The 17,990-nt window shown below is 49.3% G+C and carries 21 protein-coding genes and 4 pseudogenes; 11 read left to right on the top strand and 14 right to left on the bottom strand.

Annotated features, from left to right (window positions below):
- Positions 1–276: 276 nt before the first annotated feature.
- The 3 genes from bhsA to LQK91_RS13080 form a co-directional block, all read right to left on the bottom strand.
- Entirely contained in the window at positions 277–534 is a 258-nt protein-coding gene (gene bhsA / locus LQK91_RS13090; protein ID WP_003848120.1) for a multiple stress resistance protein BhsA, read from the bottom strand.
- A 162-nt stretch (positions 535–696) separates the two neighbouring features.
- Complete coding sequence (locus LQK91_RS13085; protein WP_003848117.1) at positions 697–2,013, bottom strand: ATP-binding protein; 1,317 nt, start codon at positions 2,011–2,013, stop codon at positions 697–699.
- On the bottom strand, positions 2,010–2,750 hold the full coding sequence (locus tag LQK91_RS13080; protein ID WP_105099811.1) for a response regulator: 741 nt from the start codon (positions 2,748–2,750) through the stop codon (positions 2,010–2,012). The genes LQK91_RS13085 and LQK91_RS13080 overlap by 4 nt, the downstream gene beginning before the upstream one ends.
- Before the next feature lie 276 nt (positions 2,751–3,026).
- Between LQK91_RS13080 and LQK91_RS13075 the strand changes: the two genes are divergently transcribed.
- On the top strand, positions 3,027–3,455 hold the full coding sequence (locus LQK91_RS13075; RefSeq protein WP_105099812.1) for a DUF305 domain-containing protein: 429 nt from the start codon (positions 3,027–3,029) through the stop codon (positions 3,453–3,455).
- A gap of 49 nt (positions 3,456–3,504) precedes the next feature.
- A complete protein-coding gene (locus LQK91_RS13070) occupies positions 3,505–4,962 on the top strand; it encodes a YncE family protein (protein WP_105099813.1) in 1,458 nt (485 codons plus the stop codon).
- A gap of 62 nt (positions 4,963–5,024) precedes the next feature.
- On the opposite strand, the pseudogene LQK91_RS13065 reads toward LQK91_RS13070, so the two are convergent.
- Positions 5,025–5,650: pseudogene (locus tag LQK91_RS13065) on the bottom strand (transposase); the annotation flags it as partial.
- Between the two features lie 504 nt (positions 5,651–6,154).
- Here LQK91_RS13065 and dapC point away from each other — a divergent pair.
- Positions 6,155–7,357, top strand: coding sequence for a succinyldiaminopimelate transaminase (gene dapC / locus LQK91_RS13060; protein ID WP_105099814.1), 1,203 nt, complete (start codon positions 6,155–6,157; stop codon positions 7,355–7,357).
- Positions 7,358–7,639: 282 nt separating this feature from the next.
- Here dapC and LQK91_RS13055 read toward each other — a convergent pair whose 3' ends face one another.
- A complete protein-coding gene (locus LQK91_RS13055; RefSeq protein WP_052250691.1) occupies positions 7,640–7,987 on the bottom strand; it encodes a hypothetical protein in 348 nt (115 codons plus the stop codon).
- On the opposite strand from LQK91_RS13055, the gene LQK91_RS22110 reads away from it, so the two are divergent.
- The 3 genes from LQK91_RS22110 (at position 7,982) to LQK91_RS13050 (ending at position 10,068) form a co-directional block, all read left to right on the top strand.
- Complete coding sequence (locus LQK91_RS22110; protein WP_105099815.1) at positions 7,982–8,275, top strand: IS3 family transposase; 294 nt, start codon at positions 7,982–7,984, stop codon at positions 8,273–8,275. The genes LQK91_RS13055 and LQK91_RS22110 overlap by 6 nt on opposite strands.
- A 219-nt stretch (positions 8,276–8,494) precedes the next feature.
- The gene (locus LQK91_RS22105) at positions 8,495–8,779 is read left to right on the top strand and encodes an integrase core domain-containing protein (RefSeq protein WP_105099816.1); all 285 of its coding nucleotides are present in this window, start codon (positions 8,495–8,497) and stop codon (positions 8,777–8,779) included.
- Between the two features lie 656 nt (positions 8,780–9,435).
- On the top strand, positions 9,436–10,068 hold the full coding sequence (locus LQK91_RS13050; protein ID WP_039661632.1) for a LysE family translocator: 633 nt from the start codon (positions 9,436–9,438) through the stop codon (positions 10,066–10,068).
- A 113-nt stretch (positions 10,069–10,181) separates the two neighbouring features.
- Here the strand turns inward: LQK91_RS13050 and LQK91_RS13045 are convergent, their stop codons facing one another.
- Positions 10,182–10,421, bottom strand: a complete 240-nt coding sequence (locus LQK91_RS13045; RefSeq protein ID WP_105099817.1) for a type II toxin-antitoxin system Phd/YefM family antitoxin — start codon at positions 10,419–10,421, stop codon at positions 10,182–10,184.
- A 144-nt stretch (positions 10,422–10,565) separates the two neighbouring features.
- Between LQK91_RS13045 and LQK91_RS22155 the strand changes: the two are divergent.
- A pseudogene (locus LQK91_RS22155) lies at positions 10,566–10,676 on the top strand (IS110 family transposase); the annotation flags it as partial.
- 275 nt (positions 10,677–10,951) lie between these two features.
- Here LQK91_RS22155 and LQK91_RS22100 read toward each other — a convergent pair.
- Positions 10,952–11,530, bottom strand: a complete 579-nt coding sequence (locus LQK91_RS22100) for a hypothetical protein (protein ID WP_105099818.1) — start codon at positions 11,528–11,530, stop codon at positions 10,952–10,954.
- Positions 11,527–11,658 (bottom strand): hypothetical protein, encoded by a 132-nt coding sequence (locus LQK91_RS22005; RefSeq protein WP_255694313.1) that lies wholly within the window; start codon positions 11,656–11,658, stop codon positions 11,527–11,529. The genes LQK91_RS22100 and LQK91_RS22005 overlap by 4 nt, the downstream gene beginning before the upstream one ends.
- Positions 11,659–11,834: 176 nt before the next feature.
- On the opposite strand from LQK91_RS22005, the gene LQK91_RS13040 reads away from it, so the two are divergent.
- Positions 11,835–12,524 carry an alpha/beta fold hydrolase gene (locus LQK91_RS13040; RefSeq protein WP_370640815.1) on the top strand — a complete coding sequence of 230 codons (690 nt, stop codon included), beginning with the start codon at positions 11,835–11,837 and terminating at the stop codon, positions 12,522–12,524.
- A 12-nt stretch (positions 12,525–12,536) separates the two neighbouring features.
- Here the strand turns inward: LQK91_RS13040 and LQK91_RS13035 are convergent, their stop codons facing one another.
- From LQK91_RS13035 to LQK91_RS13020, 4 genes are all read right to left on the bottom strand, one after another.
- Positions 12,537–13,016, bottom strand: coding sequence for a LysR substrate-binding domain-containing protein (locus tag LQK91_RS13035; RefSeq protein ID WP_231001643.1), 480 nt, complete (start codon positions 13,014–13,016; stop codon positions 12,537–12,539).
- A gap of 43 nt (positions 13,017–13,059) precedes the next feature.
- A complete protein-coding gene (locus LQK91_RS13030; RefSeq protein ID WP_050540825.1) occupies positions 13,060–13,239 on the bottom strand; it encodes a hypothetical protein in 180 nt (59 codons plus the stop codon).
- 65 nt (positions 13,240–13,304) lie between these two features.
- Positions 13,305–13,568 (bottom strand): AzlD family protein, encoded by a 264-nt coding sequence (locus LQK91_RS13025; protein ID WP_223296434.1) that lies wholly within the window; start codon positions 13,566–13,568, stop codon positions 13,305–13,307.
- Positions 13,569–13,597: 29 nt separating this feature from the next.
- Entirely contained in the window at positions 13,598–14,041 is a 444-nt protein-coding gene (locus tag LQK91_RS13020) for an AzlC family ABC transporter permease (protein WP_255694418.1), read from the bottom strand.
- A 355-nt stretch (positions 14,042–14,396) separates the two neighbouring features.
- On the opposite strand from LQK91_RS13020, the pseudogene LQK91_RS13015 reads away from it, so the two are divergent.
- A pseudogene (locus tag LQK91_RS13015) lies at positions 14,397–14,657 on the top strand (tyrosine-type recombinase/integrase); the annotation flags it as partial.
- A gap of 135 nt (positions 14,658–14,792) precedes the next feature.
- Here LQK91_RS13015 and LQK91_RS13010 read toward each other — a convergent pair.
- Positions 14,793–15,578: a transporter substrate-binding domain-containing protein gene (locus tag LQK91_RS13010; protein ID WP_039661687.1), complete on the bottom strand. Its 786-nt coding sequence runs from the start codon at positions 15,576–15,578 to the stop codon at positions 14,793–14,795.
- An 826-nt stretch (positions 15,579–16,404) separates the two neighbouring features.
- On the opposite strand from LQK91_RS13010, the gene LQK91_RS13005 reads away from it, so the two are divergent.
- Both LQK91_RS13005 and LQK91_RS13000 read left to right on the top strand, forming a co-directional pair.
- Positions 16,405–16,845 carry a GNAT family N-acetyltransferase gene (locus LQK91_RS13005; protein WP_105099822.1) on the top strand — a complete coding sequence of 147 codons (441 nt, stop codon included), beginning with the start codon at positions 16,405–16,407 and terminating at the stop codon, positions 16,843–16,845.
- 286 nt (positions 16,846–17,131) lie between these two features.
- Entirely contained in the window at positions 17,132–17,575 is a 444-nt protein-coding gene (locus LQK91_RS13000; protein ID WP_008924519.1) for an acetyltransferase, read from the top strand.
- Between the two features lie 20 nt (positions 17,576–17,595).
- Here LQK91_RS13000 and LQK91_RS12995 read toward each other — a convergent pair.
- Positions 17,596–17,915, bottom strand: a pseudogene (locus tag LQK91_RS12995) (cupin domain-containing protein); the annotation flags it as partial.
- Positions 17,916–17,990 lie beyond the last annotated feature (75 nt).

The following is a 17,990-nucleotide window of genomic DNA, read 5'->3' as shown; positions in this document are numbered from 1 at the left end:
CCTGTTCGGAGAGCAATGTAAGGAAAAAAGTAATGCAGGGAATTAAATGCGGACATTACTGCTGGTCATGAAGGTGACCCGTTACCGAAGCCGTTCCGGTGAGCGCGTTGGCTGGCTTTAAGCGTTTAAATGTGGAGAAGAAATGAAAAACAGGGTGGCCAAAAATAGCCTGGGCAGGATTCAAAACTCATATTGCGGATAGCATTAAACGATTCGCGCAGTAAGCGCAACGCGGCGCTGATATCCACTGAATTGCGTTACTGCGCATCAACATGTTTATTTGTAAATATCAGCGGTGCCAAACAGGACGTTATTGCCTCCCGCCGCCACGATACGGTAGCTGCTGGCTCCCGCCGCCTGCGCTTTTGCTGCCAGATTGTCTTTTAATTCGGAAAGCGTAGTTGAGCCGCTGCTGTCAGAGACGCTACCGATAAGGGTCTTACCTTGTGGCATGGTGGTTTCCATTGCAGCAAAGCTGGATACAGAAACAGAGCCCAGAATTACAGCGGCCAGAATCATTTTTACGTTTTTCATATGTCACCTCAGAAAGTGGAATTCGCCAGGGGAAGCAAACGCTAAACTGTTGCTGCCCGATGTGAGAATTACACCATCGCAATGTATCGGTAACATATCGACCAGGGGTGAAAAGTGTACCGGAATTTCGCTCTTTGCCGTTATTACACACTGCGATACAAATCAGTGAAGGGTATCCGGCAATGTCACCGTCACCCGCAAACCGCCGTGTCGGCGGTTCGTCAGTGTCAGCTCACCGCTTAATGACGCCACCAGCTGCTGGGCAATGGCTAAACCCAGCCCGGTTCCACCGGTGGCCCGGTTACGCGAGTTCTCGATGCGATAAAAAGGCTGCATCACCGCATACATCTCTTCCGGTGGGATGCCGGGTCCGCGATCCAGCACCGCTATAGTGATCTGACCTGCATCCTGTTCCACCACCACTTCTGCGCTGCCCGCGAACTTCAGCGCATTATCGATCAGATTACTGAGCGTTCTGCGCAGCGCGTGCGGTCTGGTACTAAACGACCCGTGAAGTTTTCCCTGCAGCGTTACCTGCTGCCCCGTGTCCTGATAATCGCAGACCAGGCTGTCTATAAAAGCATGCGGCTGTATGCGGCACGGTTTTTCATCGCTGCTTTCACTGGTGCGCGCATAGGCCACGCCTTCGCGAATCAGCCGGGTCATCTCCTCAAGATCCTGCAGCAGTTTGCTCCTGACGTCTGTCTCACTCATCATTTCTGAACGTAGACGGATACGTGTTATCGGCGTTTGCAGATCGTGGGAGATCGCCGCAAGAATTTGCATGCGCTCTTTGAGATAGGCACTCATTCGCTGCTGCATGGCATTAAAAGCCCGTGCCGCATTGCGCACTTCAACCGGCCCCTCTTCCGACAGGCGCACCGTTTTATTTGAATCGGGATGCAACTGTTCTGCAGCCCGTGTCAGATCTGCCAGAGGCCTGACCGCGCTGCGCACCGCAAACCAGGCGGAGCCAAACAGCAGCACAAACTGCGCCACGAGTACAATCGGCAGCCAGCGGGCAAACGGCATATTACGCGGGGCCAGATCAATGCTGAGCGGGCTGCCATCACGTAAACGCAGATGCGCCATCATCTGAGCACTGTTATCAGGATTAACGCTGAAGCTCAGGGGATAGCGCGGGCCAAGCGCCCGCGTCAATGCGCTGGCCGTGTCCTGCAGGCGTTTTGTCTTTGGCGGCTGGCCCAATGGCGTAGCGTACATCAGATAATGATGATTACTGCGATCGAGACGTGTTGCCCATGCAGCGCGTTCACTGGCAGGAAGGCGATCGAGAATCGCAACGCTGGTGGCCACGTCATATTCCAGATTGCCCATCATCATGGCTTTGGCACTTTGCGCCCGCTCCAGCAGCAGCAGTCCCAGAGTTAATCCATTCGCCAGCAGTAACCCAAGCAGCAGGATCAGCATCAGCCGCGAGGCCAGGCGTTTAGGCCACCATTGCATCAGACGTTTCACGCGTTGGCCTCACGCAGTTCCACCGGCATCGCAAACACATAGCCTTCGCTGCGCACCGTTTTGATATAAAAACGTTCGCGGGCATCATCGTTTAAGCGTTGACGCAAACGGCTGACAAGCAAATCAATGGAGCGCTCGAATAACTCGGCGTCTCGGCCCTGCGTCAGATTCAGCAACTGATCGCGATTAAGCACACGTTGTGGATGATCAACAAATACCCGCAGCAGGCGATACTCCGCGCCGCTGAGTGCCACCATCACGCCCTCTTTGTCCACCAGGATACGCGACGTGGTATCCAGCACCCATTCGCCAAATGCCACAATTCGCGCCGCTTCTGAAATAACAAGATTGGGCGGCATCATGCGCGTACGGCGTAAGACGGCTTTTATTCTGGCAAGCAGTTCACGCGGGACGAACGGTTTGACCAGATAATCATCGGCGCCCATTTCGAGCCCGATGATGCGGTCAGTCTCTTCGCTTCGCGCTGTTAACATCAGCACTGGCGTGCCTTTATGTTTTCCACTGCGCAGTTCACGACAAAGGGTAAGGCCGTCATCGCCCGGCATCATCACATCCAGCACAATCAAATCAACCGGCATGCTATCGAGAAAGCTACGCATTTGCCGCCCGTCGGCGACCTCTGTCGTACGCAGACCGTTCTTTTTCAGGTATTCCGCAATCAGGCTACGAATTTCACGATCGTCATCCACGATCAAAATGTGATCGACATGTTCCACAGCGCAATCCTTATTTTCAGAGGGTGTGCAAACCGCTGTCAGCTTATCGCAGTTATATCGTTAGCGTTGCGGGCTTTGTACCGGAGTGTATCTCCCTTCCTCATCGATCCTGCGTCACCATCATGACGGGCGCGGCATTTGGCCAGAAACATTCCGTCATCCTGCTACATAAAAATACAAATCTCTTTCTCCGGGAAACAGTACCGATACAGGGCTTTGCTTTTATAGGCCAATAAAAGGCCAGTCCGGCCTTTGCTATCCGGTAAAGGGCTTGCTATGAACCTTACTCTTCGCTGTTTCCTGATTGCTAACAGCCTGCTGGTTTTGAGCCAGAGTGCAGGCGCACATGATCACCCCAGTGCCAATGCAACTGCCGTTCTCCAGGAGCAAGGCTTCTGGAAAGAAAATGAACAGGCTATGGACACCATGATGTCTCGCATGGCTATCGATCCTACCGGCAATGTTGATGAAGACTTTGTTGCCATGATGACACCGCACCATCAGGGCGCCATGGATATGGCCGTGGCTGAGTTGCGATACGGCAAAAACGAGCAGCTCAGGCGTATTGCGCAGGAGATCATTGTGACCCAGCAACAGGAGATCGTCGCGATGTATCAGGCGCTGGGTAAACCTCTGCCTCCGGCCGCACCCGCTCCCGATCAAGTCCAGCCAGATTCTGCGCCTGCGGCTCCGCAGGGAAACTAAGCCACACCCTGTGGCCTTTGAAACAACCGACAGTAAAAAGGGATACACCATGACAAGACCATTTGTATGCTCAATCCTTGCGGCAACAGTGGCGCTGGCGTCGTCGTTCGCCTGGGCGGGACAAGCGCCTTATGCTGCCTCTGCAGCGGACATCAGCGTGAGTCATCATGACCGCGTTTACGCAGCAGAGCAGTTCTCCAACACCGTTTCTGTTACCGACCCCGCCAGCAATACCCTGCTCGGGGTGATTAAACTGGGTGATGCGCAACCGGCCAACCTTAGTCCACTCTATAAAGGCCAGGTGCTGGTACATGGACTAGGTTTTTCGCCAGATGGCAAAACCCTTGCTGTTGTTTCAATTGGTTCCAACTCTGTCAGCCTGATTGATACCGCGACCAACGCAGTGAAGCATGTGACTTATGTGGGTCGAGCACCGCATGAAGCGTTCTTTACTCCCGATGGCAAAGAAATCTGGGTCACCGTACGCGGTGAAAATTATATTGCGGTACTGGATGGCAACAGCGGGGAAGAGAAAACGCGTATTACCGTGCCTGGCGGTCCGGGCATGCAGATTTTCTCACCGGACGGTCAATACGGTTACGTTTGCTCCTCCTTCAACCCCGAAACCGTGGTGGTGGACGCAAAAGCGCATAAAATTATCGGCAGCATTAAACAGGTCAGTCCGTTCTGTCCCAATATAGCCGCCACGCCTGATGGCCGGCAGGTCTGGTTCACGCTCAAAGATGTCGGTAAAGTGCAGGTGTTCGATGCGCGCCCACCGTTTACACTGCTGAAAACCATCGACAGCGGTCCGATTACTAACCACGTCAATATCGTGCATAACGCTAAAGGCACCTTTGCTTACGTCACTATTGGTGGCCTGAACAAAGTAAACGTTTACCGTACCGATGATTTCCATCAGGTCGCAACCATTCCGGTAGGCAATCTGCCACACGGCGTCTGGCCATCGGGTTACGGAAGTCGTGTTTATGTCGGTCTGGAAAACGCTGACGCCCTGACGGCGATTGATACCCTGAGCAATAAAGTGATCGCGACCATTCCAATTGGTCAGGCACCGCAGGCGGTGGTCTATGTGCCCAATGCCGTGCCGCAGGGCGATGGTAAGCAGAACCTGGTGCCGTTGGGCCTGGCAGGTAAGGCAGCACACCTGACACTGAAAGAGGTAAATGCTGCGCAAGGGGCGCAGCCTGCAACCACGCTGACCCTGTTCGATCAGGGGTTGACCCAGGTGTTGCAGGCGTCTGCAACCGGGCTGGAACCAAAGCAGGCCTATCTGCTGGCGCTGTCGTCTGATGCTGAAGGAAAAGGTGAGCTGGAGCCACTGGCACAATTTATGACCAACCCGGCCGGTGCAGCGATCGTTAATGCCGTCGGTCCGATTCGTCAGGTGGTGAATAGCCATCATGCAGATGAACGACGTTATCTGGTGATTGTAAAAGGCACCGCCGATCAGCACGGTAAGCCTGTGCAGATTCAGGTGCGTTAATCCTCTCTTTGCTGCTGTCAGCCAGGTCTCCATGGGGATCTGGCTTTTTTATTGTTGCGGCAGTCAACAGACCAGCTCTGGTTCAGCGCTTCAGGTGTGGTCAGCGGCGATGGGCTACGTACCGGCAGTCGCTTTTTGCCTTTACGACGAAAATTCAGTTTCAGCAGGCAGTAAATGCGGTGGATCCGCTTATGGTTCCACTGATATCCCTGCCGCTTCAGAACCTGAAAAAGCTTCGGGAAGCCGTATCGTGGATATCTTTCAGCCGCCGTCTGCAACGCGAAATAACGGGATCGTCAGCGTGCTGTCAGGACGGTAGTAGTAAACCGTTCTGCTCAGGTTCAGAGTCCTGCAGGCCTGACGGGTACTCCGTCCGAATGTCGTTATCAGATGCATCACCCGCTCACGCTTAAAGGCTGGCTTCAGAGCTTTTTTTCGATAACGTCTTTCTGTGCCCGATTTTCAAGACTGAGGTCGGCAAACAGCTGCTTAAGCCGTCGGTTCTCGTCCTCAGGATCTTTTATCTTTTAATATCAGATGCTTCCATGCCACCCTATTTAGACTTCCAGTTATAGTATGTCGCTTCAGAGATCCCGGCCTCCCGGCAGACGTCTTTCACTGTTCGTGCGGCTTCAACCGACTTCATTACCGTGATGATCTGATGCTCAGTAAAACGGGCTTTACGCATAGCGATCTCATTCGCTGGCGAAATGAGTATGCCGGAAGGTCTTTAAATGTGAATGGCACGATTATGCGGGATACTTACACTATCTAATACTGGAGGCAGAGCAGAATATTTGATTGCAGAATGTAAATAGCATAATGCTCGATTTTGGGTTGTTGAGTAGAGAATCGCCGAAAAAACACCACGATTAAGGACGGATTTTCAGTTTACATGCCTGAATAGAAAAGTATTGCAAAAAATATATATTATTATATTACAAGAACATATATCAATTTATAAAGCATGAAGGCACTCTAAATCTATTCTGTTTATATTCAGTTTATAAGATCTGAGCAAAATTTATACCGTGCCGCGCTCAAGCAAAAGAAGAGACTTCATAATTATCAAGACCCATTCAGACAAATCAGATAAGTAGAACGATCATGATACAGAGTGGTCTTTGATAAGGATTTGCGGCTTGCGTCACGATATTTCTCTCAACTCAGAAATGCTGGAGTGTTGACCGATATGAACCCTGCGCTGAAACAACTTCACCCCTACCCGTTTGAAAAACTTCGAGCCTTACTTGCTGGAATTCAACCTGATAAAAATCTTACGCCTATATCACTGTCGATCGGAGAGCCTAAACATTCGGCCCCGGAAATGGTCAAACAAATGCTTATTTCCAGTCTCGATAAAATGTCGGTGTATCCCGCAACTCTGGGTATCCCTGAATTGCGCGAGGCAATCATAAACTGGTGTGAAAGGAGGTTTGGCGTCCCAAAGGGATGGCTTGATGCCAGTCGTCATGTTCTACCGGTAAACGGAACACGAGAAGCATTATTTGCCTTTACCCAGGCAGTTGTTGAACCTAATGTCGAAGGTTTGGTGGTCAGCCCAAACCCTTTCTATCAGATATATGAAGGTGCTGCGATCCTGGCGGGGGCGGCTCCGCATTACCTGCCATGCCTTGAGAGTAACGGTTTCATTCCTGACTTTGAGGCTGTTTCAGCGGATATCTGGACACGTTGTCAAATTGTATTCCTGTGTTCCCCAGGCAATCCTACCGGTGCACTTATCCCTCTTGAAACGCTAAAATCACTCATTAGCCTTGCGGATAAATACAATTTTATTATTGCAGCCGATGAATGTTACAGCGAATTGTACTTTGACGAGTTGTCGCCCCCTCCGGGTTTACTGACCGCATGCGCAGAGATGGGCCGTATCGATTTTAAGCGCTGTGTTGTTTTCCACAGTCTTTCAAAACGATCGAACCTGCCAGGCCTTCGGTCTGGATTTGTGGCTGGTGATGCAGAGATTCTCAAATCATTTTTGCTCTATCGCACATATCATGGCTGCGCAATGCCGGTGCATAGCCAGCTCGCAAGCGCCACGGCCTGGCGGGATGAGGCACATGTTCGCGACAACCGTTCTCTTTATCGGGAAAAGTTTGATGCGGTTCTTGAAATTCTGACCCCTGTTCTTAAGGTGAAGAAGCCTGACGGAGGCTTTTATCTTTGGGCCGAAGTCCCTGGTGACGATACCGACTTTTGCCGGCAACTCTTTAGTCATACAAATGTTACAGTCATCCCAGGCTCATATCTTTCCCGGGAGGTTGACGGCATCAATCCGGGCGCAGGCTGGATTCGAATGGCATTAGTTGCACCTGTTGCAGAGTGTGTGGAGGCGGCCACACGAATAAGGGATTTTCTGTCTACCTATCGTAGGTAAACGGTTACAGCATTTATGATAAACGCTAACCAGCCGGTGGTCTCAGATCATCTTCGACTTTGTTAACACCGGCTATTCTTAATTTTATCTGGTCAGGTTTTCATGCATACGGCGATCCATGCCAGCTGCAAGCTTTACTCCGCTTCACCGCGTGCCGTCGCATTAATCTGACTAAAAAGCCCCTTCGTCCAGGATGCATGACGTGCTTCGCATCCGATGAGAGTTGCTTTGACCCGCCCCAAATCACGAAAATTGCAGGCAGTAAGGAAAGATGTTTTTCAGTTAAGACTTTTTTGCTAAACGATCTTTTTTGGGCGCTGCGCTTTCAGCGCAAAAATAACTGATTATTTTTGTCTTAAAGGCGGGGTCCGTCCTGTCGCCATATGCCTCACTTTTAATGCGCTCACGAAACTTACCTGCTAATTTCTCTGCGTTGATACCTCTTGCCGGGGCTCTCTCAGTGACATCAGGCAGAGCGTTGTGATCGCTGATAGAGAGTTCGCTTACTGATGGAAAGACTGAAGTGACCTCCTCAGGCGTTGAGGACGCCTGAAACGCACAGGTAACCCTGGCCGCAGACAGCCCTTCTACAGCAGCAAAATTTGACTGATTCATATCCGCAGGATGCATCAGCTTTTAATCGTTAACCGGGTTCACGCAGCGTATGCTATTTGGCCGTCTGAATGTCAGTGGCTAGCTGTCTTGCATCAGAATGAGATAACCGAAACGCGAATTCACCATGGATATCGCCGGGTATACGTGATGCTCAGGCGGGAAGGCTGTCGCAATAACCACAAACGGATCTACCGGCTTTTCAGCGAGCAGGCGCTGTTACTGCGCCTCAAACGTCCACGGCGCAATAAATCCGCGCAGCGCCGGCAGCCACAGCCTCAGGGACTGTATTCGAATCACGTCTGAGGCATGGAATTTGTCTCGGACGTGCTGTTTGACAGGCGACGACTGCGCCTGCTAAAGGTTATCGACCTTTACACCGACGAATGCCTGGGATCTGCGTCGGGCAGAATCTGCGTTCAACAGAAGTGGCAGAAATGCTGAACAGCATAACGCTCAGGCGTCCTTTGCCGCAGTAGCTAAAAACCGATAGTGATTCTGAATTTCAGGAAAAATGCTGGACAGATGGGTGTACGAAAGTGGGAGAAGGATCGACTTTCACGCCCGGGAGCACCCTCGGACAACGCTACAGTCGAGTCCTTCAACGGCTGGTTGCGTCAGGAATGCCTGAATGATAACTGGCTCATGTCTCTGGAGGATGCACTGCACAAGATCGAGTCCTGGCGCATACTCTTTAACAAGAGACGTCCCCATTCTGCAGTGGGCTGGATGCCCCCTCCGAATTTGCCCAAAAATCTGCTGGTTGCCAGAATATGCAGCCATAATGAAGCCGGTTATTCCCGATTATGAATGGATCATATACGGGGTCAGAGTCACTTATGAAGACGTTACTAAAATCGGTGTATATAAATCAACGGGGAGCAGGTCAACAATGAATCTTCTCACTTTCTTATAGATATCCACTTTAGTTTTTAACTGTCACGAAAAATTCATTATAAAAGCATAATTCTGACTTTAATTTAAAATAAACAAAAATTAAATGAATGCAAAAAAAATAGCACGGGATTTATTTTTAAGAACTTTTACCCTTGTAAAAAAACAACCGGGCGCTTGAGAATAATTTTACAAATAATGCTTACATTCAATCAGGATGGTTTTCAATATGTATTTTATGTTTTAATGAGGTTTATGAAGAATAATAATCCTGCTCGTTAACTAGGACTAATGATTAGCAAAATTAATTACTATCACTTTCTCAGGGAGTTGGTATTACATCTCCTGTTATAATGAAAATGTACTTTACCTGCATAGTTAATCGTGATAAAAACAATCATTAGCCACTTTTCTAAAATCACTTAAAGCCAGCGTTAATAAGTGAAAAAAATTATTTTTTAAATGTTTAATCATGGCATAACGCTGTGCCTGTATTATATAAATCCTATTGTATCAGCAGCCTGTAATGATGACTATTTAGTTAAATGATTTTCCACACCTGGAGATGAAACATGCCTGATCATACTCATTTTATAGCTTTTGGTTTGATTGCACTTGCAATGGTGTTAACTCCTGGCCCAAACATGATTTATCTGATCTCTCGGTCTGTATGCCAGGGAAGACAAGCCGGGCTGATATCTTTAGGTGGTATCGCTTTTGCGTTTGTTTTATATATACTCTGTGCGGCATTAGGAATAACAGCTTTTCTGTTTGCCATTCCTTATGCATATGATCTACTTCGTTTTTCCGGAGTTGCTTATCTTTTATATCTGGCCTGGCAATCAGTTAAACCTGGAGGCAGGTCTACTTTCGCTGTTACAAATCTACCCATAGATTCCTCAAAGAAACTCTTTATCATGGGTTTCATTACTAATGTATTAAATCCTAAAGTTGCCATTATGTATTTATCTTTATTGCCACAATTTATCCAGCCAGAGCACGGGAGTGTACTGACTCAGTCTCTGGAACTCGGAAGCATACAGATTTCTATCAGCATGGTAGTCAATGCTACTATTGTGATGATGGCAGGAACTTTAGCCAAATTTCTTTCAAGCCGACCTGCATGGCTTAAAGCGCAACGCTGGATAATGGGTACTGTGCTTGCAGGATTGGCAGTGAGAATTGCTCTGGAATCAAAAAAATAAAAAATTATGCGTTTGTGGCGATTCTGTTCAGCGTCCGGCTACTGCCGATTTGGGGCTTCTTCGTATCGCGACAGTCATTGAGATCGTCGGCGCAACTTGTAGTGAACTTAATATTACACTTTAACAAACTCGCCGCGCTCCGCCTGTTTCATTGACTCATTAATATGCGCAGCGTTCGCCGGGTTGCTAAAGAGATACACCGTTTCTATCAGTGCTTCATACTCTTCCGCATCAACTATCACAACATCAGGTGCCTCGCGGCGCAAAATGCGCACAGGCTCAGCGTCGTCGTTGACCCGCTTCATCGTATCTGCGAAATGTTTACGGGCATCGGTAAAATTGATTGAATGCATGTTATTAACTTCCATCAGTTAAAGAGCAATATGCAACCTGTACTCAAGTAACTACAATTTAAAATTTGCCCGATTTCTTGTCAGGACGACGCCCTTGCAACGGAAAGATTAAGGAGGGAGCCAGGAAGTCTGATCTTTAAAATTCTTATGACATCAATTAAGTCTGTCGGTCCTCAGTTGGGAATGCATATGCTTGTCGTGCTACGCAGCCATAAATGCTACTCATTTATGGGTGTGGAGCCGGTTGAGAATCGCTGAGGCACGTCGGTACGTCGTCGTCCCCGCATGTCGAAATAGGTCCGTGACCTGATACCTACAGATTAGTACATCCCGATGTTAGCAACGTCCATTCCTGGTTTAAACCGAACTAACGCCAAGCCAATGTCCGCTAATAGCGAAAGGCGGACACTGGCAATTTTGCTCTCATAAAAGTGACTATAGAAACAGTTGAGATTCAAATAACGAGAATAAGGAAATTCAGGAAGTTCTTATGAGTAACTTTTATTTTTAAAGGAGGTCGTCAACCTGTGTCATAAAAACTTCTCTGCAGTCGCTTTAGCAATGCAGATGGCAATTACCGTAAGTGCGAGTCTGAGCGTCTCTTTTTCGGGCCAGGAGGGGGCTAGCCGGAGCTGGACATCGTAATCGTCACGCCCATAGGGATAACACGAGCCCGGTCTGGCAAATCGCACACCTGCCACAGCGGCTAGCTGGACGATGCGACTGGCAGTGCCGGGAAGTACATGCAGGCTGACAAAATATTCCCCTTCAGGACGGGACCATGATACGTGCTGCTGGCAGCCTAAAACCGAAGAAAAAATGGCATCAACAAGTTCAAACCTGGGCCTGAGAACCTGACGATGCTGTTCCATCAGAGCCCGTATATTCCCTGGGCTCTTAAGAAAACGGGCCTGCCGAAGCTGGTTGACCTTATCAGGACCGACACTCCTGACGGATGCATGCCTGAGCCACCATGTCTTATTGGTGCCAGACGCCCCTATAAATGCAACGCCGGCACCCGGGAGAGTCATTTTTGATGTTGAGGCATAAATCGGTACACGGTCAGGATTCCCATGACGCACGCAGTCATCATAAATACTCGCTATCATGCGATCGTTTTCTGCAAGCGGATGCACACAATATGCATTATCTCAGAAAATCCGGAAATCAGGCGCTGCCGGGGATCCAGTTGCTCCTGCTCAGCAGGTATGGGCTTCAGCGTGCCAGAAAGGTTCATGTATTATCCTGCAGAGCATCAAAAAAACGACTGTGTAAGAATCAGAAAGAGAGTTCAAATCGATAATTTATAGGCGCTTATTCAGTTGCTGAATAATGCTGAGTATCCCGGGCTGCCAACCTTGACGAAACCTTATGCCATCAGCAGGATGGCATTCCGGACATAAATAATGAGGAATGGTTCAGGATATGATACCTCTCGTACTGATCCCCGGGTTCATGCTTGATGAAACTTTGTGGGATGACTTCATCGACGTTTATCCGCCCGGTCAGACGTTCTGCCGCGTCAGCCTTGGTCAGGAAGAAAGTATTGCCGGGATGGCTGCCGGGATCGTCGCGTCGCTTCCTGAGCGTTTTGTACTGGCAGGGTTCTCGCTGGGAGGATATGTTGCCCGCGCTATAGCCGAAACGGCTCCGGAAAAAGTTGCCGGCCTGATCCTTATTGCCACTTCACTGCGTGAAGACTCATACCGGCAACGAGAACGGCTGGATGCTGCTGTGCTTTCGGGTGAGTTCAGGGGGATAAGTCCTGCCGCTATCAGGCATTCGCTTCATCCGAAATTTCATGATGATACAGCTCTGCTGGGGCGTATTCGCGAAATGGGAAAACGCCTTGGCCCGGAAGTATTCAGAGCCCAGTCCCTGCTGAAACGCGGAGGAATAACCGTCAGGGAACTGACCTGTCCGGTGCTGATTATTGCAGCCGGAGAAGACAGGCTCAGAAGCCTCAGTGAGGCGGCTGAACTTTCTGAACTTTTCCGGTGTCCGGCAGAAATCATTGAAGGCAGCGGGCACATGATACCGCTTGAGAAACCCAGGGAACTGGCTCAGATGATTTCAAACTGGATAAGCCTTAATGGCCTGTAATTACCTTAAAAGTCAGATTACCCTGCAAACCCTGTATATCTGCTCCCTCAGCCACAGGTGTGCCGCATTGTTCTCGTCACGCTTATGCCAGTAGAGGTTCCAGCTAACAGGCTGGGCTTCAAAGCGTAGTTCTATCCTCTGAAGCCCGGAAAAAAGAGGTGTGGATGCCATCTTTTCTGACACTACCGAGATGAGGTCGGTTTTCACTAATACAAAAGGCAGCGTCAGCCAGTGCGGTGTCGTGACGGCAATCTTTCGGCTGAAACGCTGACCTGACAGTATATTGTCCACAAAGCGAACATCCGCAGAACTCGTTGCAACGTGCAGATGACTGGCGCTAAGAAACTCAGACAGTGTCAGCGGTGCATCAGATAGCGGATGGTTCTGGCGCATTATACAGTTGAGCCTGTCGGTGATAACGGGGTCGCTGACAATTCCAGACGTGTGACGGAGTTGAGAGCTGACTACACAATCCAGGTCGCCGTCTTCCAGGGCAGGAATTTTTTTATCGACAGGCGTGTGCTCAATATTAATTTTATACCCGGGGCTGACCTGTCACGATAGACAACAAATCAGGTAGCAGCATCAGGCCCAGCAAATCTGCCATACGGCCCGAGAATGACTGCGTACTTTTTGCCTGTACGAAGGTCACTTCAGACATCATCAGTCGCTCCGCTTCCTTCAGGATCTTCGTCACGCCAACGCTGATTTCCACCGCCCGCGGCGTAGAATAGTCCGCAGATTCATCATTTGAAACCGGTAGAGAGAGGGCCAGGAAATTCAGGATATTATTAGCTGAAGAATGCCCAGCGTCGCGACGGAAATAATCAGTGTTGGTAACATCGACAGCCTGATGGCACAGCCTGCCGCAACGATCAATGCAATGATTTGTGCCGGATTTCCGGAAGCAAAATAAGGGGCAATAGCAGAAATCATCACGCATCCCGGCGCACTTTCCAGCACGCTGCGCGTGCCGGGACTCAGGCTACGGTTCCTCAATATAAGATAACCCAGGATGCGCGTCAGATAGGTGACCACTGCCATACCCAGAATTGTCATGCATGCAGCCAGTGTCATTTTACTTTCACTCCCCGTACCCATGCTGAAAATATGCCGCTGAACGTCCCTGCCAGCACATAGGTATGGCCAGGTACCAGACGATAACAGACTGCGGCCACCGTAAGGCTGATAAGCCAGGGGATGGCTGCGTCCAGGCCTTTCCACATGCTACGCAGGAGGACGATAAAGGTGGCAGGAAAAGCAATAGCAAAACCGTACTGCTCAATGTTTCCAAGCACGGGGCCCGCAAGAAAACCCGTGACTGAAAATCCAACCCAGACGGGATAAAACGGAAAGCTGGCCCCCAGGTAATAAGCCATGGTAAACGACTGCTCAGGCGGTAAAGTGGCAGCGTTTTTTAGCATTTTCGCATAGGTGACCGCCCAGCCCTCATCGGCCATAAAAAATAAGGCAGGTAATATCTGACGACGGGGAAGATGCTTGATATAGGGCGTCAGGGCTGACCGGACCAGCGGCTGTTCTTGATACGTTTAGGCATAGCGAATTCCGTTTTAGTCAAAAGTAAATCTCATTCAGGATAACCTGACATCCCTGCATTTTATTCAGAAGAGTATCGTTTTATGCGCTCATATGGTATCTGATGTGCTGTGCATTTTCCTACAGTGTGACTGCTGGCACGCAAACTGTGACCGGCGTGGTGAGATGTTCTTTGTCGTCATACAGCGACGCTTGATATACGCATAGTCCTGCGAAAGGCGGGCGCGGAGACCAGCATGAAAGCGAAAGCCAGGCAGATCCGTTACCAGGCCGGGCGATCTGCTATCGTTCATGTCGCTGTTAAAGGACTCCGTACAGGCCGCCAGCGCAGCCGCTGGTGACGGAGTCACGTTTTCCGTGCCGCTGACGCCGCATACTTTCCGCCACAGCTACGCCTTGCACATGCTCTTTGCGGGCATTCCGCTGAAAGCGCTGCAGAATCTGATGGTTCATAAGAGCATGAAGTCCACCGAGGTCTATACAAAGGTGTTTGCGCTCGACTTGGTGGCCCGGCACCGGGAGCAGTTTCATATGCCGGGCAATGAGGCGGTAGCAATGCTCATAAAAACAATCTGAGAAGTGGTCATTAGCCGGGCGGGTTCAGTTCAAAGCAGTTATGGCTTTGTACGCACAGGAGTATCAGGTACTTATCCTGCGCGGCCACAGGTTATTTTTGCTTTACGGCAGCGGCATATTTTCAGGGAGCAGCTTCTATGGATTTTTTACACTCAAATCCTGATTGTCGAAATAGCGTTTCTGCAGGACGGAATAGGTGCCGTTGCGGATAATGTTTTCGAGACCCTTATTGAGCAGCCGCTTCGTGCTGCTGTCACCCTGACGGATGCCGTAAGCAGATCCCCTGCTGAACAGATCCGCATCCGTCACTTCCGGCCCTTTCAGTTCAAAATCAATGCCCTGGGGCGTCCGAAGAAAGCCATATGTCAGCGCAACGGAAGGTACCAGGGCCCCCTCCACCCGGCCGGCATAAAGGTCCTCGTATATAGCCTCAAGGTCAGGATAGTTTTTTACAAACACACCTGCAGGCCGCCAGTATTTATCCGCATACGCTTCCTGAATGCTGCCCTGCTGTACGGCAATATTTTTTCCCCTAAGGCTTTGCGTCTCAGGCAGAAGATGAATTTCCTTTCTGGCTACCAGACGGGTTGGTAAATGAAATACGTAACGGCTGAAGTCGATAGCGTCCTGTCTTTTCCTGGTGACGCCGAGTGGCAGTATCACATCCACTTTTCTGGCCAGCAGCGCCGGAATTTGTGCATCGAAAGTATTGACGACATAGATGCATCTGACGTTAACGGATTTACATACAGCCTTCGTGACGTCAATTTCAAACCCCCCCGGCTCCCCGTTCTTGTCCCTGTACTGAAACGGGGGATTAGTCAGGTCGGCCCCGATGCGAAGAGCGTCACGGACGGCGGAGGCTGCCGGAAAGCTCACAAATATGATGATGGCCGTCAGCAGGCCTGTTTTCTTATGCATGGTAATGTCTCTCGCTTTTCTTTTGTGTCAGGAAAATGATTTATCCTGCAGACACCATGTGAACGGCGTAGCACTGATGCTGCGCAGATTAGTCCTGCTGTTGCGCCTTATACCTCCAGTATCAGGCCGTATATCCGGCCGGCGGGTCAGCTGTACCAGTAAAATGAGCTCCATTCAGGAAACACAAGCCGTTATCCCATACCACCGCGGAGGACAGGCTGCACCCCGAGACGCAGAATATTCAGGATTGCTGCTAAGAAAAAATGCCGGGTAACGACTGGCTGTATCCCGGTTGAAAACAGGCTGGTTATGCGCACAAGAATACGGACCACCAACTCAGTTTCATCAAGTGGCATTCGTAAGAGCGTCCGAAGGGAGCTGCTATCGCGGATGCACTCAGCTATTGCAGGCCCTGAACCCTGTACATTCTTTTTCATAACAACCCTGATCCCCCTCTCCAGTAACATGTCTTCTACTGGCAAATGATGCCTCGCCTTATCGCCTGTCAATTTGTGCATAAATGGCATGCGCCTATTACGTGCAGATGACAGTTCCCCGAGCGATACGGAACTCAATCAACCGGCAGAAACGTTACTGCACATAAGCAGTGAAGAAAGAAAGTGACCTGCTCCCCGAAAACTAACATGCCATGATGCAGGCAACGTCCGCTTTTGGCATAAAGCGGACTAACTTGATGTAAAGTCCGCTATGAGCGAGAAGCGGACATGACGTGCGGTATTGAGCTCGCCCAAGGTTCTATGCTTCTGTAAAGGACAGGATTATATCACTCTCAAAATTTATCGATTTTATATGTGGAATAAGACTAATGAATATCAATATAAGACCAGCTCAATTATCTGATGTTGAAAGTATTTTTACTATCAGAACGTCTGTTGTCGAAAATCACCTGAGCCGTGAAGAGATGCAGGAGATGGGCATAGCCGAAAGTACCGTGAGCAATATGATCGAAGAGAGTCGTTGCGCATGGGTTGCGACAGATAATGATAAAGCAGTGGGCTTTTCGATGATTTTAAGGGAAAAAGGCTCTCTTTTTGGTCTCTTTGTCCTTCCTGATTATGAAGGCAGAGGCATTGGTCGCAGACTTACAGAGATTGCGGAACAGGCGTTGTTCAAACATCACGAAGTTGCCTGGCTGGAAACCGATAAAAACAGCCGTGCGGCTAAATTCTACCTGCACCTTGGCTGGGGTAATATGACAACGTTAGATGGCGCTTATATTCGATTAGAGAAACAACGTGGTAGTTGACCTTATACGGCTCTCTTTAAGTGCCTCATCAGGCATAGCGCAGATATGTCAGCATAGTGAGGTCCGCTAAGAGCGAGAAGCGGAAGTTCGATGTGAAAAAGCTTAGGAGCATTGTCGTTGATGATGATAAAGGGAATCGTACTAACCAGCGTATTAGCACTTCTCATCACGATGATAAGTCATAGAAATTAAACTACTATTGTGAATTTTATTTCACCTTAGTAAATTTAAGTGAGCTATTTTCGTACGTTATTACTCAAAATAAAGCTCACGTTAAGGTTGAAAAATGTTGGATATCAGAATGTCACGACCATCTGAAGCGTCAGAAATCATACAAATCTGGAAGAGTTCGGTGGATGCTACCCACGACTTTCTGACAGCTCATGACAGACAAGAAATCGAAAAAGAAGTTGTCGGTTTTTTCTCAGAAACTCCTGTATGGGTTGCAACAAATCATGATGACCAACTATTTGGATTTATGTTTTTGCATGAGGGCCATTTGGAGGCACTTTTTGTAGCTGCCTCTGCTCGCGGACTTGGCGTCGGAAAACGGTTGATCTTACATGCTCTGGCGCTGCATCCAGAGTTAAGCATCGATGTAAATGAACAAAACCAGCAGGCCGTCGGATTTTATCAACATATGGGGTTTCAGGTCTCAGGGCGTTCCGAGCGGGATAATCAGGGAAGGCCATACCCCCTTTTGCGTTTAAGAATGGCTAATAAGATGTAACAATTGTGACACAGAAACTATTATTGATTTTTTTGGCTAAAAGCCACGATGTAAGAGCAGCTCTGCTCATTATCCGGATTGCTCATTCGGTACTCGCTTGCAAAGGTAGGGGCTATACAGTCACCGGCATGTAGATGATGTGTCTGATGATTGACATGAAAATCAAGGTAGCCATTCAGCATCCAAACGTTTGCCCGGAAAGATGCTCATTTGCAGAAGCGGGTATCGTCAGCTCACCCATCGCAGGAATTTCAACTTTGATCAATTCCGGGCATGCCCCCGCAAGAGACAAAGACCAGCGGATGATGCCTGACTGCTCATCCGTCCAATGCTGATGCTGATGCTGATAATTGAAACTAACCATATACGCACCTGTGGCGCTAAGGTATGAGCTGGCAACCTTAACGTCCGCTTT

Source organism: Pantoea sp. MHSD4, from assembly GCF_021043305.1.
Lineage (GTDB): Bacteria > Pseudomonadota > Gammaproteobacteria > Enterobacterales > Enterobacteriaceae > Pantoea > Pantoea eucalypti.
The sequence above is the reverse complement of the archived record's forward strand: the minus strand, read 5'-3'. Positions and strand labels throughout refer to the sequence as shown.

Bases quoted from the DNA above. Each gene is read 5' to 3' on its own strand.
- bhsA (WP_003848120.1), bottom strand. From the start codon at position 534: ATGAAAAACGTAAAAATGATTCTGGCCGCTGTAATTCTGGGCTCTGTT.
- LQK91_RS13075 (WP_105099812.1), top strand. From the start codon at position 3,027: ATGAACCTTACTCTTCGCTGTTTCCTGATTGCTAACAGCCTGCTGGTT.
- LQK91_RS13070 (WP_105099813.1), top strand. From the start codon at position 3,505: ATGACAAGACCATTTGTATGCTCAATCCTTGCGGCAACAGTGGCGCTG.
- dapC (WP_105099814.1), top strand. From the start codon at position 6,155: ATGAACCCTGCGCTGAAACAACTTCACCCCTACCCGTTTGAAAAACTT.
- LQK91_RS22110 (WP_105099815.1), top strand. From the start codon at position 7,982: ATGCATCAGCTTTTAATCGTTAACCGGGTTCACGCAGCGTATGCTATT.
- LQK91_RS13055 (WP_052250691.1), bottom strand. From the start codon at position 7,987: ATGCATCCTGCGGATATGAATCAGTCAAATTTTGCTGCTGTAGAAGGG.
- LQK91_RS22105 (WP_105099816.1), top strand. From the start codon at position 8,495: ATGGGTGTACGAAAGTGGGAGAAGGATCGACTTTCACGCCCGGGAGCA.
- LQK91_RS13050 (WP_039661632.1), top strand. From the start codon at position 9,436: ATGCCTGATCATACTCATTTTATAGCTTTTGGTTTGATTGCACTTGCA.
- LQK91_RS13045 (WP_105099817.1), bottom strand. From the start codon at position 10,421: ATGCATTCAATCAATTTTACCGATGCCCGTAAACATTTCGCAGATACG.
- LQK91_RS22100 (WP_105099818.1), bottom strand. From the start codon at position 11,530: ATGATAGCGAGTATTTATGATGACTGCGTGCGTCATGGGAATCCTGAC.
- LQK91_RS22005 (WP_255694313.1), bottom strand. From the start codon at position 11,658: ATGAACCTTTCTGGCACGCTGAAGCCCATACCTGCTGAGCAGGAGCAA.
- LQK91_RS13040 (WP_370640815.1), top strand. From the start codon at position 11,835: ATGGTTCAGGATATGATACCTCTCGTACTGATCCCCGGGTTCATGCTT.
- LQK91_RS13025 (WP_223296434.1), bottom strand. From the start codon at position 13,568: ATGGCAGTGGTCACCTATCTGACGCGCATCCTGGGTTATCTTATATTG.
- LQK91_RS13010 (WP_039661687.1), bottom strand. From the start codon at position 15,578: ATGCATAAGAAAACAGGCCTGCTGACGGCCATCATCATATTTGTGAGC.
- LQK91_RS13005 (WP_105099822.1), top strand. From the start codon at position 16,405: ATGAATATCAATATAAGACCAGCTCAATTATCTGATGTTGAAAGTATT.
- LQK91_RS13000 (WP_008924519.1), top strand. From the start codon at position 17,132: ATGTTGGATATCAGAATGTCACGACCATCTGAAGCGTCAGAAATCATA.